This window comes from Rhizobium sp. AP16, from assembly GCF_000281735.1.
Lineage (GTDB): Bacteria > Pseudomonadota > Alphaproteobacteria > Rhizobiales > Rhizobiaceae > Rhizobium > Rhizobium rhizogenes.
In genome coordinates this window covers 1-12,920 of the sequence record NZ_AJVM01000021.1, presented here as the reverse complement: position 1 = coordinate 12,920, position 12,920 = coordinate 1, and the positions used below count along the sequence as shown (strand labels likewise).

The window sequence follows — 12,920 nt, the reverse complement described above, 5'->3', positions numbered from 1 at the left end:
CGATCGCTGCGACAATCCCGCGCCTGGATGTACAGGTGACCCTCAGTACATAATGCGTCATTCTACTCTCATCTGCTTGAAATTCATCGACATGTTGTGGAGGGTTGCTGGTTGCATCCCTACCGGTCGCCATCGGCCAGAAGCCGCAGAAAAGCCTGCAGTTCCCCATCCTCGATTGAAACGAGATGTTGCCTTTCCGGATAGGCACCAGACCGGACATCCGCGGCAAACTCGCTGAATGCGGCAATGCGCTCACGCTGCAACCGCTCATACTCGACGGCAAAGTTGCGATATTTTTTCGCGTGGCGCGGATAGTGGCCGCCATGGCTGCCGAGCACATCGTCCGCAAAAAGATACTGCGCATCGCAGCCGCTTCCCGCCCCCATCGAGATCATCAGCATCGACGTATTCCGGCTGATGGCTTCAGCGACGCCAGCCGGCACCACCTCGATCTCCACGGCGAAGGCGCCGGCCTCCTCCAGCGCTTTGCTCTGCCGCCAAACCTCGAGGGCGCTTGCCACCGTCTTGCCGACGGCGCGGAAACCACCCGTCCAGGTCGCCTTGGATGGAATAAGACCGACATGGCCGCAGACCGGAATGCCTTCCTCGCGCATCCGCCGGATCGTCGGCAACCCGGCAGCGCAATAGACCGCATCGCCGCCTGCCCTCAGCGCCTTGAAAGCCTCGCGCATATACTCTTCCGCCGAGACATAGTCGCCATATTCAAGACCGGGAATGGCAAAGGGCGTGGGGGCGACCTCGCGGAAAGCCGGACCGAGCAGCGCCGGCGGGACAGACACGATATCGATCCCCGCCTTCTCGGCCGCTTCAGCCTCAGCCAGCGACGTCACGCGCAACATGGTGAGCTGTCTGCTGCCTTTCATCGCCAGGAGATCGGCGACGGTCGCGCGACTGTGTTTTTTCATGGAATTTTCCTCGGAAAGAGATGGGCCATTCACACGGCAAGCGGCGATTGCGCGTCCCGCGATGTATGCAAAAAGGTAACGGACACGGTGGCCGTAAACAGGCAGCGGTCTCCCTTCCTCATTTCGATCATTCCAGCCTCCCGCAATACGCAAAATGCGTGTCCTACCTCTTGGCTCGAAGGATAGGCCGGGTTTACGTCAGCCTCAATGCAAACGTGATTGAATCTATCAAAAAACGTCAAATCCCCATCTCATGAATGATGGAATATATCATCTACCCATCTCCATCTTCACGACCAGCGAGATATTCATTGGGATATAACGTCGTTGTATCCGTCCGGATATCATGCTAGCGGTCGACCTCTTCCAGGAGGACCTCGTCTTGAGCCGCAGCCGTATCGCCTTCATCACTAAAATCGCCTTTGTGATCAGCAGCTTATTGCTTGCGACTCCCGCCCTTGCGGATCGCGTCGTGACCGACCAGATCGGCCGCCAGGTGCATGTCCCGGATACCGTCAACCGGGTCGTCATCCTGCAGCACCAGACGCTCAATATCACCGTCCAGCTCGATGCGATGGACAAGGTGGTCGGGGTGCTCGATGATTGGAAGAAGCAGCTCGGCGCCAACTATGTGCGGCTCGCACCGCAACTTCCGAAGCTTGCCATGCCCGGCGGCCTCACCAAGGTGAACATCGAGGAGCTGCTGAAGCTCAAGCCCGACGTGGTCTTCGTCACCAATTACGCGCCGGCCGACATGATAAAGCAGATCGAGGATGCCGGCCTGCCGGTCGTCGCCATCTCGCTTCTCGACGTGCCGCCGCAGGAAGCGGTGAAGCTCAATCCCAGCGTCAAGGACGAACCCGCCGCGATCGATGCCGGGTTTGCGACGGGCGTGCGGCTCATCGCCGATATTCTTGACCGCAAGGACAAGGGCGAGGAGATGATCACGGTTACCAAGAAGACCCGCAAGCTCATCGCCGATCGCCTCGCCGATCTTCCTGACGACAAGCGCGTGCCGGTCTATATGGCCAATCCCGACCTCACCACCTACGGACGCGGCAAATATACCGGCCTGATGATGGAGCGCGCCGGCGCCAGGAACGTCGCCAACGGGATCGCCGGCTTCAAGCAGGTGTCGATGGAGGATGTGCTTACCTGGAACCCGGCCGTAATCTTCGTGCAGGAGCGCTATCCCGCCGTGGTCGACGAGATCAAGACGGCGGCACCGTGGCAGACGATCGATGCCGTCAAGAACGGGAAAATCTATCTGATGCCCGAATATGCCAAGGCCTGGGGGTATCCGATGCCGGAAGCCATGGCGCTCGGTGAACTCTGGATGGCGAAGACGCTCTATCCCGACCGCTTTGCGGATATCGATATGCAGGCACAGGCGGACGCCTATTACAAGGAATTCTACCGCACAGACTATCGCCCGGGCCAATGAGCCGGGACGTGTTTTCGCCCCGCTCGCCTCGGGTGGCCATAGGTATCCTGACCGCCATGCTCGTCATCGTGGCGATCGGTTCCCTCGGCGTCGGTCGCTATGACATCTCCTTCGCCCGAGTGGTGCAGATCCTGCTGGTACCAGTCTTTCCACCTGAAATGCCCGTAACTCCGACCGAGGCGAACGTCGTCTTCACCGTGCGCCTGCCGCGCATCCTGCTTGCGCTGCTGTCGGGCGCGGGCCTGGCGCTCTCCGGCGCGACGCTGCAGGGCGTCTTTCGTAATCCGCTGGTCGGCCCGCAGGTCATGGGTGTTTCCTCAGGCGCGGCCTTCGGCGGCACGCTCGCCATCCTCCTGAGCCTCTCGCGGGCCGGCCTGCTCGCCACATCGTTCGCTTTCGGGCTTTCGGCTCTTGTCCTCGTCTATGCGCTGAACGGCGTCGTGGCACGGCGCAACATTCTGGCGCTGGTGTTGGCTGGTGTGGTGATCAGTGGCTTCTTCGGCGCACTCGTCAGCCTCGTCCAATATGTGGCCGACACCGAAGACAAGCTGCCGGCCATGGTCTTCTGGCTGCTCGGCAGTTTCGCAACGGCCAATTGGGAAAAGCTCTCCCTCATCGCCGGACCGGTCCTCATCGGCAGCATCCTGCTTTTGGGCTTGCGCTGGCGTATCAATCTTCTATCGATCGGCGACGAAGAGGCGCGCGCCCTCGGCGTCCGCGTCGAGCCACTGCGCTGGCTGATCCTCATCCTCGTCTCCGCGATCGTCGCGGCGCAGGTGGCCGTCAGCGGCATTATCGGCTGGGTCGGCCTCATCGTGCCGCATATGGCACGGATGCTTGTTGGCTCCGACCATCGGGCGATGATGCCCGCGTCGCTGATCATCGGCGCGCTCTACCTGCTTGTCATCGACGATATCGCGCGCACCGCGACCGGCACGGAAATCCCGCTCGGGATTCTCACCGCGCTGATCGGCACGCCGATCTTCGTGCTCGTTCTGTGGCAAACCCAGAGAGGCATCCGTGGCATCTGATCAGGCAATGTTGTGGATCGAAGCCGCCAGCCAATCCTATGACGGCATGCGCTGGCAATTCCGCGACCTCGACCTCGGTCTGAAGGCGGGAGAGATCGTCGCCATTCTCGGTCCCAACGGCCGGGGCAAGTCGACGCCGCTGCGGGTACTGGCCGGCCTTCTGAAGCCAACCTCCGGCAAGCTGGGGCTGAATACGCGCACCGGTTTCGTACCGCAGGAGTTCTCCGGCTCCTTTGCCTATTCAGTGCTGGACGTGGTGCTCATGGGCCGCGCCCGGCACATCGCGCTGTTCCAGACGCCACGCAAAACCGATATCGAAAAGGCGATGGAGGCACTGCGCACCACCGGGATGGCGGATTACGCATCACGCAACATCAACACGCTCTCCGGCGGTGAACGGCAGCTCGTTCTGATTGCCCGCGCACTCGCCGGCGAAAACGTCGTCTTGCTTCTCGATGAACCGGCTTCGGCGCTCGACCTCAAGAACCAGGACGTCGTGCTTTCGCTGCTCGGCGAACTGGCGGATCGCGACGATCTCGCCATCGCCTTCACCACGCATCAGCCGAACCACGCGCTGGCGGTCGCCGACCGCTCACTGCTGATGCTCGATCGGGCGCGCATCATCGTCGGCGCAACGGACGAGGTCCTCAATGAGGCCAATCTCGAGGATCTCTACGGCATTCCGGTGCGCTCCGCACGCCTGGGCGACAGCCAGGAAATTGCCTCTTTCGTACCGCTATTCCGGCAAAGGGATCGGAAAGGAAGAAATCCATGACCAAGCCTGCTCAGCCGCTAAGCATCCTATCCGCAGGCAGCATGCGGTACGCTTTCCCGGCGATCATCGCAGCGTTCGGCGAGCTGAACGATGTCCCGATATCCTTGACCCTCGGCCCCGCCGGTCTGCTGCGGGAGCGCATCGAGGCGGGCGCGTATTTCGATCTCTTCGCCTCGGCCAACATGGCGCATCCCCGCCATCTGGCGGCACAGGGGATTACAGACGATGCGGTCTGTTTCGCCCGCAACAGGCTTTGCGTACTCGCGCGCAGCGACCTCGGCCTGACGACTGCGAACCTTCTCGGCGTCATCACCGATCCCAGGATCAAGATCGGTACGTCGACGCCAGGGGATGACCCCGCCGGCGACTATGCCTTCGAGGTCTTCGACCTGATCGAAGCCAAGCATTCTGGTCTTGGCAAACCGCTCAAGTCCCGCGCCCGGCAACTGGTCGGCGGGCGCAACTCGCCGCCGACGCCGCCCGGCAAGGGCGCCGGCTGGCCGATAACCGATGGTGAAGCCGACCTCTCCCTGAGCTATTATTCGAATGCCCGCCTTTTGAAGAGTGATCCAGCATTCAGTGTCGTCGCGCTTCCGGAAGAATTCTCGCCGATCATCGAATATGGCGTGACGATTCGCAAAGGCGCTTGCGCAGAGGCTGGGCAACTCCGAGACTTTCTGTTGTCCAGCCATGGTCAGCGAATCTTGGAACGGAATGGGTTTGAGCCCGTATGAACATGATAGCCCATCATGCCAATCGGTTGGGCCGGAACGTCGAAGCACAGACACGCTTTGATGTTCTCGCTTGCAACACCGTTGCGCGATCCCTATATACCGCAACGAGGACTGCGATCCCGCGTTACTATCCGTAGCGCCTCGAAGCCGTAGCTTGAAACTAGCCGCTGCAATTTTTTGAACCGTAGCTCCCGTGCCCTCCGCACTCTCGCGTGACGGCGCTCCCACTATCCATTGTCATTGACGCTGGTCGAATGACCAGCAGAGGAAATTTATTGAACAATACGAATATCGCTGCCGCGCTTGCGGTGGTGAAGCCGCATGAACGCAACGAGGCCGTCAACCGGCCCGACAAGAACTGGAAACCCTACCCCTGCCTTCTCACGCGCAAAGAGCTTGAGAAGCTGGTCGCCGAACAACTCGGCTGACGGGGCAACGATTTTATCAACATCAACAACAAGGAGAACAAATGCACATTCTGGTCAGAGACAACAATATCGAACAGGCGCTCAGGGTTCTGAAAAAGAAGATGCAGCGCGAGGGTTTGTTCCGGGAAATGAAGGCACGGCAGTCCTATGAGAAGCCGTCCGAACGCCGCGTCCGGGAAAAGGCGCAGGCCATCAGCCGGCATCGCAAAGCGATGCGCAAGCAGATGCAGCGCGAAGGGCTGATTCCCGGCCCCAAGCGGAAGGCACCGCCGGCGCGCTGACAAAATCCTACCATTTGATGCGATAATTCACATTCACGTTGCCCGCTGGCGTTAAAGCCAGCGGATCGACGACGGATGCAGTGAAGTTAAGGTTGGGCGCGATCGGCTGATTGAAAGCCACCGTGCTTGAGACGGTACCCTTAAGGTCCGTCACAGCACCGTTCGCCGAGATCGATGTGCCGGTCCAGGGAAAAATCATCGTCACACCCTGCGAGGCGGTGACGGATGCCGGCTGGCTCTGCGCGCCCACATAATTCACATTCAGCGCGCGTGTTGTCTGCATATCGAAATCTTTCGAAACGATCCAGTTTCGCGAACGGCCAAGATACAGCGTTCCGCTCCCTCTCAGTGTGTCTATTCGCAGCGCGATTTCGCGACGCGACTTGCTGGCAAAGTTACGGCTGTCGTCCACTGCCCTTCCCCAGAACGTGGCAAGTTCGGAACCGCTCAGGATTTTTCCACCGGGCGCGCTTCCAAGGCCGATATCCGCGCCCGCGCTCATTTCCCACGCCATCGGCAACCGAAAGCCGATCGTCGTCTGATAGGTCCGAGGAGCAACCTTGACCGGCGTCCAGATCAACAGATCGCTGGCGTAAGCCGCCTGTGAAAACGACGCTGTGCCGACAAAGGCGCCAAGAAAAACGCGCGTTAAAACAAGTCTCATCACAAAAGCCCAATCAGCGTTTGTATCAACGCCAGCGCGCCAAAGTGCTGCGCCGACAGCCAAGCGCGATGCGAAAAACCGCATTCGGCCTCGGCTTGATTTGGTTGTTAGGTGCCGATCCAGCGATGCATATCGGCACCCATCAGGCACCTGCATCGCACCACGCGAGGAAGAGACTCCTCGCATATCAGCCAACTCTCACTAAAACGATCCCATCCGCGGGACGGCTTGTAAACCCTCTGGGTTCAAGTTTTTTGCTGCGGTGCACATTTGCCGCAGTTGCTTGATGACGGCTAAAGCCCGGCGTCGCGGGCTGATCAGGCGCGACCCCGATAGACAAAAGCGGGCGGTTCGCTGAGGCCGTCTTCTTCGGCGCGAGTCGCGATATCCTGATGAAACGGTGAATGGATGCAGACGGGATCGGTTGCTTCCGCGCTGCCCGCAAGCGCCATGGCCTGGCAACGACAGCCACCGTGGTCGACATGCTTTCGCGCGCAACTGCGGCAGGGCTCCTGCATCCAGTCGTCACCGCGATAGGCGTTGAAGGCGCTGCCGTGATACCAGATGTCCGCGAGCGGCTTGTCCCGCACATTGTCAAAGGCAAGCGATGGAATCGTCTCCGCGGCATGGCAAGGCAACACACGCCCCGATGGCGTAATATTGAGCCCGGTGCGACCCCAGCCTCCCATGCAGGCCTTCGGATAGCGGGAATGGTGATCGGCGGGCACATAGTCGATGACCAGAATGCCGTCCAGTGTCTTGCGCGCCTCCTCGACCAGCGCCGTCGCCCGCTCGACCTGCGCCTGCGTCGGCATCAGCGCGGCACGGTTCTTCTCGGCCCAACCATGGAACTGCACGGTTGCGATCTCGATCCGGCGCGCACCGAGTTCGACCGCAGTGGCGATCATGTCGCTGATCTGATCCATGTTCTGCTTGTGGCAAACGGCGTTGACCGTCAGCGGAATGCCGCTCTCGCGGACCCAGCCGGCAACCGCCAGCTTGCGGGCATAGCCGCCTTTATAATTGCCGACATGATCCGCCATTTCGGGTGTCGCACCCTGGATCGAAAGCTGGATGTGATCCAATCCGGCATCCGCCAGTTCCAAGAGGCGCGGTTGCGTCAACCCGATGCCGGAGGTGATGAGATTGGTGTAGAGGCCATAGGAGGCGGCACCCTTGGTCAGCGCAGCCAGATCACGGCGCGCGACCGGTTCTCCGCCGGACAGATGCAGGTGCAGGACACCCAGCTCGGCCGCCTGCTGGAAGGCGGATAGCCATTCCTCAGTCGTCAATTCGTCGCGGCTTTGGGTCAGCTCCAGCGGATTGGAGCAATAGGGACAGGCAAGCGGGCAGCGATGCGTCAATTCCGCCAGCATGGCTATTGGCGGCGGCGCGGCGATGCGGCGCTCCTTGCCATTGCTGGTTTCAAGATGCTCGCTCACCGGCTCAGCTCCAGCATTCGGCGGCTGGAAAAATCGCGGATGAAGGCGATCACGTCGTTGAGGATCTCCTCCTTCGGCGCCTCGAACTGCAACGCGAATCCGGCGGCGATGTCGTCCAGCGTTCTCACCCCGTCGAGGGCTTTGACGATCGCCACCGCGATCTCATCCAATGCAAGCGCGCGCTCGGGCGCAAGCAGGATCGTCTGTCCGCGAGCCGCATCCTCGCGCAGCCTGACGCCGCGCGCGAGCTTGGCAATGGTCCGGCTGTCGATCTTGAGGGGGTCGTCCTCACTCATAATATCACCCCTTCGCGCCCATCCCAGCCGCCAGGCGGGATAAGCCCGGGGCTAACATAGGCGTGGGAAAGCGCATCCAGCTGCGACCAGAGGACATCGGTCTTGAAGGTCAGAGCAGCAACGGAAGCATCCTGTTTTTCCAGCGTGTCGGCATGGTCGAGAACGTAGTTCAGGCCGAACGCCACCTCTTTCGGCGCTTCGTTGAGGCGCTGGCGGAAATAGGCAAGCGCGCTGTCATTGGCAAAGGCGTAATGCTCGATCAGCCCGGCGATACGGTTGGCGTGGATGGCCGGAGCGAACATCTCCGTCAGCGAGGAGGCAACCGCTTCCAGCATCGGCTTTTCGCGGACGAAATGAACATAGGCCTCGACCGCAAACCGCGTGCCGGCAAGCACGCCGCGTGTCGAAGCGACATAGTCCGGATCAAGCCCCACCGCCTCGGCGAGCTTCAGCCAGCGGCGTATCCCGCCGCCTTCGTCAACACCGCCGTCGTGATCCTCAATGCGATTGCGCCATGCCCGCCGCAGCTGCGGATCCTCGCAACGCGACAGGAAAGCGGCATCCTTCATCGGAATACGGCTTTGATAATAATACCGGTTGATGACCCAGGCCCGCACCTGGATCATGCTGCACTGACCGCCATGCAATTGCTGATGAAACGGGTGCTTGTCGTGATAGCGCACCTCGCCGACCGCGCGCAGGCGCGCTTCGAACGCTTCTCTATTGGCTGCCTGTTGCAAGCGTGATCTCCATTCCGTCATAGCCGACCGCGAAGCCGTGTCGCTCAAGCTCGGCGCGCTCCGATCCAGCCCGCCAGATCGGGTTGGTATTGTTGATATGAATATAGATGCTCCGCCCGATCGACAGGCGGGACAATGCCTCGAGACTGCCGTCGGGGCCGCTGATGGGCATGTGCCCCATCCGCCGGCCGGTCTTCTGGCCGGTGCCCGTCCTGATCATCTCGTCATCGGTGAAGACCGTACCGTCGAAGAACAGCAGATCCGCGCCGGCGATTCGATCCGCCAAAGCGGGGCTGATCGCCCCACAGCCCGGAATGTAGAAGATACGCCTGTCGCCGACACGAAACTCCATGCCAACGGTCTGTTCGCCTTCGAGCCCAAGCTCCGGCTCGCCCTTCTCAAGATAAAGCGGAACCTTGCCGGCAACGGCAAAGAGCCTTGTTTCAAGTCCATCCAGCGGAAAGAACGGCGTTTCCAATTCAATCGGCTTTTGCTTAACGTGGGCGGGATCGAGAACCTTGAAAATCGGATTCTCTTCCAGCGTCTCCAGCAGCGCCTTTGTTGCGAGGAGTTGAAAGGGCTGCTTTTCCCGCAACGTCAAAAGCCCCGCGACGTGATCGACATCGCCATTCGTTAGCACAACGCTCTTGATCGGGCTATCGCGCAAGTCTTTCGGCCATAGAGCGTGCCGGTCATATAGTTGCTGGCGGATATCCGGAGATGCATTCACGACCAACCAGTTGCGGCCATCGACACTGACCGCCAGCGACGATTGCGTCTGCGGAGCAAGGGTACCCTGTCGTGCCGCCGCACAGTTTGGGCAGCCACAGTTCCACTGCGGCAAGCCCCCTCCGGCGGCGGCGCCGAGCACAAGAAATCGAACAGTCAATCTGTTGCTTTCAGATGATCAGCGATCAGAACAGGATCGGCTCGGAACCATCGGCCGGCGCATACCGGTTGATTTCCATGCCGCAGCTTACCTCTACGAATTTCGGAGCATGCCATTTCATTGGTCGTTCCTTTCATGAGATTTGCAGTGCAAGATTAGACTCGATTGCCCGCTAGGGCAATTTCGGATGGTCGTCGTTTAATGCTGTTAATGCCACGCCGTTCCCGACCTTCTTGATCACAATAAATTGCTTAGAAAAACGACCTCGCGACGATTTGAGAAAGCCAGTCCCCCGCAATCCGCACATCGCGGCCTCAGATTTTTCTACCAGCCCCTCCTGCCAGAATGGCAAGCTGGCGCTCATCGTGTATCCCTTGGCGATATAATTCAATGATCAGCGCCGCCACCCGCTCCGCCTCCTCACTGTCTTTCGTAAGCTTCAATTCGACTAAAAGAGCATCAAAAGCGCGCTGACAAAGGTCCAGATCCAACGAATCCAAGGGATGGTCATGCTTGCTGAGATATCTTCGGATCATCGCGCTCTTCTCCTTTCCCGGCACAATTGGCGTGTTTGACGATAAGATATTTATGTCAGACAAGCTGCCACAAGGGCATTATAATATTAGATATATAGAAAATACTATCGGCGCTATTTTTTCCTGGCCGTCTGCAGCGACGCCGCAGACAAATCGCCATTCAACGCATCGGCAAACTTCCGCATCAACCGGACGAGATCATCGATATCATTGACATCCCAGGATTCAAGGATTGCGCCACCGATCCTGTCACGCGCGCCGTCTACCGCATCCGTCATGATCTTTCCCTTCGGCGCAATAATAGCCTCGCGTACGCGGCGATCCACGGCGGAGGCCTGGCGCACCACGAGATCTAGGCTCTCCAGCTTCGCCACCTGCCGGCTGACGGTCGTGTGGTCACGGCCGACACGATCCGCCAGATCGACGACACCGATCGGACCCAAACGCTCGATCAGAACCAGCAGCGGGAAAAGCGCCCGATCGAGCGGAATTCCGGCCTCCCTGATCAGCGCCTCGTCACCCTGAGGCCGGTTTATCACGGCAACGATATCCAGCACCGCTGCATGAAGCTTCCGAAACTGGGACTTAATATGTGTATTTTGCACATTATTTCTTGCCATCACCAACGATCTCCTTTATGTGTGCATTATACACCTAATTTGCATGATCGAAAAGGAGATATGCCATGAAGGCAGCCATCGTGCGAGGAGCCGGCCAACAGCCTGCCTATGAAGATTTCGAGAAGCCTGTTCTATCGGCTGGCGAGAACCTGGTGCATGTGAGCGCCGTTGCCATCAGCCAGATCGTCAAGAGCCGGGCGTCAGGCGCGCACTACAGTTCCGCCAATCAATTCCCCTTTGTGGTCGGAATCGACGGCGTAGGGCGACTGGAAGACGGCAGGCGCGTTTATTTTGTTCTGCCGCGTGCGCCCTATGGCAGCATGGCGGACATGGCACCCGTGCCATCCAACCGCTGCATTGCGCTGCCGGACGATCTGGACGATGTGACAGCGGCGGCCATCGCCAACCCGGGAATGTCATCCTGGGCGGCCTTTAGAGAGCGTGCGAGGCTAGAGCCGGGCGAAACCGTTCTGATCAATGGCGCAACCGGAACGTCAGGCCGGCTCGCCGTCCAGATCGCTAAATATCTGGGCGCTGCCAAAGTCATCGCAACGGGCCGGAACGCCGACAGTCTCAAGGCCCTCGAAAGGCTCGGCGCGGACGTGACCATTCCCCTCACCCAGGACAAACCGACCCTGGAAGCCGCATTCAAGGAACAGTTCGCCGGCGGCGTGGATGTTGTTCTCGATTACCTGTGGGGCGAAAGCGCGGAAAGCCTCCTTAGCTCTGCCGCAAAGGCCGGCAAGGATGCCGTGCCGATCCGCTACGTCCAGATCGGCGCAATCAGCGGTGCCGACATCAGCCTTCCAGGGGCCGTGCTGCGATCATCCGCCATTACCCTGATGGGCAGCGGCATAGGCAGCATCTCTCTTGACCGCCTTGTCAACGCGATCGCCGAACTGTTCCAGGCAACCGTCCCCGGAGACTTCGAAATCGCCACGACGATCGCTCCACTTTCCGAGGTCGAGAAGGCGTGGCCGCTCGACGACAGCAATCAGCGTACGGTCTTTACGATCAGACACTAGGAGCGACTGCTACGGATAACCGGTTTGCTATCGACCGGGCTTTCGAAATATCCGGACGAGCGTCGTGCGGGTTACATGGCCAGAGGTGATCAACACGGAGAGAAAGACCGGAGCATTTATCGAGTCGAACTCCGCAACACGCTCTTCATGGCAACGCGCTGTTCGCGAACAGCTTTCGCGAACGCCAGCAACATCCACTATAGCTTTTTCTTATGATCAATCACCCATTTTTGAATGGGAGCACGCGTGGAAGACAAGCATGCTGCCTTGTCGATCCGGGCGGAGGTCGCACGCAGCCAGGCTGCCTTACAATGCGGCGAACGGCCGCTCAATGGATCCAGGGAGGCCATCGAATGAAGAAGAATCGTGCATTTCGCGCCGTGATCGCAGGCGCGCTGCTGGCTCTTGCCATGCAGCCTAGCCCTGTATGGGCGGCTGATCCGATTGGCATCGTCAAGCCAACGGTATCATGCGCGAGCCTGGCACAGACCGATTTGACGGCCATCGGCGGTGCGGGCAGCCATGTGGTCAAGGCCGCTGAGACCACCAAGGGAGCGATCACGACATGCGCCGTAGAAGGCATCCTTGCCCCGACGATCACCTTCAAGGTCGAACTTCCGACATCCACCTGGACACAGCGATATCTACAGATCGGCTGCGGCGGCCTTTGCGGCCACATTTCGATGGAAGCGGGTGCTGCCGACGGATGCGCCGTGCTCGATAGCAACGGCTTCGTGACCGCGAGCACGGATATGGGACATGACAGCATGGGCGGCGAGTTCGGCCGCGATCCGCAGAAGCGCCAGGACTTCGCCTACCGCTCCGTTCACCTCACCGCTGTCACAGCCAAGAAGCTGATCGAAGCCTATTATGGCCACGGCCCCAGCCATTCCTATTTCAACGGATGCTCCGATGGCGGGCGCGAGGCGCTGATGGAAGCGCAGCGCTATCCGGATGATTTCGACGGCATCATCGCCGGTGCACCCGCGATGAACTTCCAGGTTCAGAATGGCCTTTACCATGCCTGGCAGGCACGCTCGAATACCGGCGCCGACGGCAAGGCAATCCTGACGGCGGCGCGGCTGCCGC

The 12,920-nt window shown here is 59.9% G+C and carries 17 protein-coding genes; 8 read left to right on the top strand and 9 right to left on the bottom strand.

The window, feature by feature from the left end; genetic code table 11:
- Positions 1 to 119 precede the first annotated feature (119 nt).
- Positions 120 to 926 (bottom strand): 3-methyl-2-oxobutanoate hydroxymethyltransferase, encoded by an 807-nt coding sequence (locus PMI03_RS10810; RefSeq protein ID WP_007692871.1) that lies wholly within the window; start codon positions 924 to 926, stop codon positions 120 to 122.
- A 346-nt stretch (positions 927 to 1,272) separates the two neighbouring features.
- Here PMI03_RS10810 and PMI03_RS10805 point away from each other — a divergent pair, with 346 nt between their 5' ends.
- The 6 genes from PMI03_RS10805 (at position 1,273) to rpsU (ending at position 5,619) form a co-directional block, all read left to right on the top strand.
- The gene (locus tag PMI03_RS10805) at positions 1,273 to 2,370 is read left to right on the top strand and encodes an ABC transporter substrate-binding protein (RefSeq protein WP_007692868.1); all 1,098 of its coding nucleotides are present in this window, start codon (positions 1,273 to 1,275) and stop codon (positions 2,368 to 2,370) included.
- On the top strand, positions 2,367 to 3,401 hold the full coding sequence (locus PMI03_RS10800) for an iron ABC transporter permease (protein ID WP_007692866.1): 1,035 nt from the start codon (positions 2,367 to 2,369) through the stop codon (positions 3,399 to 3,401). Before PMI03_RS10805 ends, PMI03_RS10800 begins: the two co-directional genes overlap by 4 nt.
- On the top strand, positions 3,391 to 4,176 hold the full coding sequence (locus PMI03_RS10795; protein ID WP_007692864.1) for an ABC transporter ATP-binding protein: 786 nt from the start codon (positions 3,391 to 3,393) through the stop codon (positions 4,174 to 4,176). The genes PMI03_RS10800 and PMI03_RS10795 overlap by 11 nt, the downstream gene beginning before the upstream one ends.
- Positions 4,173 to 4,910, top strand: coding sequence for a molybdate ABC transporter substrate-binding protein (locus tag PMI03_RS10790; protein ID WP_007692862.1), 738 nt, complete (start codon positions 4,173 to 4,175; stop codon positions 4,908 to 4,910). Before PMI03_RS10795 ends, PMI03_RS10790 begins: the two co-directional genes overlap by 4 nt.
- Before the next feature lie 275 nt (positions 4,911 to 5,185).
- Positions 5,186 to 5,338: a hypothetical protein gene (locus PMI03_RS31615; protein WP_007692860.1), complete on the top strand. Its 153-nt coding sequence runs from the start codon at positions 5,186 to 5,188 to the stop codon at positions 5,336 to 5,338.
- 41 nt (positions 5,339 to 5,379) lie between these two features.
- A complete protein-coding gene (gene rpsU / locus PMI03_RS10785; protein ID WP_007692858.1) occupies positions 5,380 to 5,619 on the top strand; it encodes a 30S ribosomal protein S21 in 240 nt (79 codons plus the stop codon).
- Positions 5,620 to 5,626: 7 nt separating this feature from the next.
- Here rpsU and PMI03_RS10780 read toward each other — a convergent pair whose 3' ends face one another.
- From PMI03_RS10780 to PMI03_RS10745, 8 genes are all read right to left on the bottom strand, one after another.
- Positions 5,627 to 6,367, bottom strand: coding sequence for a hypothetical protein (locus PMI03_RS10780; RefSeq protein WP_007692856.1), 741 nt, complete (start codon positions 6,365 to 6,367; stop codon positions 5,627 to 5,629).
- 233 nt (positions 6,368 to 6,600) lie between these two features.
- Positions 6,601 to 7,725 (bottom strand): pyrroloquinoline quinone biosynthesis protein PqqE, encoded by a 1,125-nt coding sequence (gene pqqE / locus PMI03_RS10775; RefSeq protein WP_007692853.1) that lies wholly within the window; start codon positions 7,723 to 7,725, stop codon positions 6,601 to 6,603.
- Entirely contained in the window at positions 7,722 to 8,021 is a 300-nt protein-coding gene (gene pqqD, locus PMI03_RS10770) for a pyrroloquinoline quinone biosynthesis peptide chaperone PqqD (RefSeq protein ID WP_007692851.1), read from the bottom strand. Before pqqD ends, pqqE begins: the two co-directional genes overlap by 4 nt.
- Positions 8,018 to 8,782: a pyrroloquinoline-quinone synthase PqqC gene (pqqC, locus tag PMI03_RS10765; RefSeq protein ID WP_039973790.1), complete on the bottom strand. Its 765-nt coding sequence runs from the start codon at positions 8,780 to 8,782 to the stop codon at positions 8,018 to 8,020. Before pqqC ends, pqqD begins: the two co-directional genes overlap by 4 nt.
- The gene (gene pqqB, locus PMI03_RS10760) at positions 8,742 to 9,650 is read right to left on the bottom strand and encodes a pyrroloquinoline quinone biosynthesis protein PqqB (protein WP_039973788.1); all 909 of its coding nucleotides are present in this window, start codon (positions 9,648 to 9,650) and stop codon (positions 8,742 to 8,744) included. Before pqqB ends, pqqC begins: the two co-directional genes overlap by 41 nt.
- A gap of 25 nt (positions 9,651 to 9,675) precedes the next feature.
- Entirely contained in the window at positions 9,676 to 9,771 is a 96-nt protein-coding gene (pqqA, locus tag PMI03_RS10755) for a pyrroloquinoline quinone precursor peptide PqqA (protein WP_007692844.1), read from the bottom strand.
- A 193-nt stretch (positions 9,772 to 9,964) separates the two neighbouring features.
- Positions 9,965 to 10,186, bottom strand: coding sequence for a hypothetical protein (locus PMI03_RS10750; protein WP_007692842.1), 222 nt, complete (start codon positions 10,184 to 10,186; stop codon positions 9,965 to 9,967).
- 113 nt (positions 10,187 to 10,299) lie between these two features.
- Positions 10,300 to 10,809: a MarR family winged helix-turn-helix transcriptional regulator gene (locus tag PMI03_RS10745; protein ID WP_409033798.1), complete on the bottom strand. Its 510-nt coding sequence runs from the start codon at positions 10,807 to 10,809 to the stop codon at positions 10,300 to 10,302.
- A 62-nt stretch (positions 10,810 to 10,871) separates the two neighbouring features.
- Between PMI03_RS10745 and PMI03_RS10740 the strand changes: the two genes are divergently transcribed.
- Together PMI03_RS10740 and PMI03_RS10735 are read left to right on the top strand one after the other, a co-directional pair.
- Positions 10,872 to 11,831: a zinc-binding alcohol dehydrogenase family protein gene (locus PMI03_RS10740; protein WP_007692838.1), complete on the top strand. Its 960-nt coding sequence runs from the start codon at positions 10,872 to 10,874 to the stop codon at positions 11,829 to 11,831.
- 353 nt (positions 11,832 to 12,184) lie between these two features.
- On the top strand, positions 12,185 to 12,920 hold a 736-nt coding region (locus tag PMI03_RS10735; protein WP_007692837.1), incomplete at its 3' end, for a tannase/feruloyl esterase family alpha/beta hydrolase.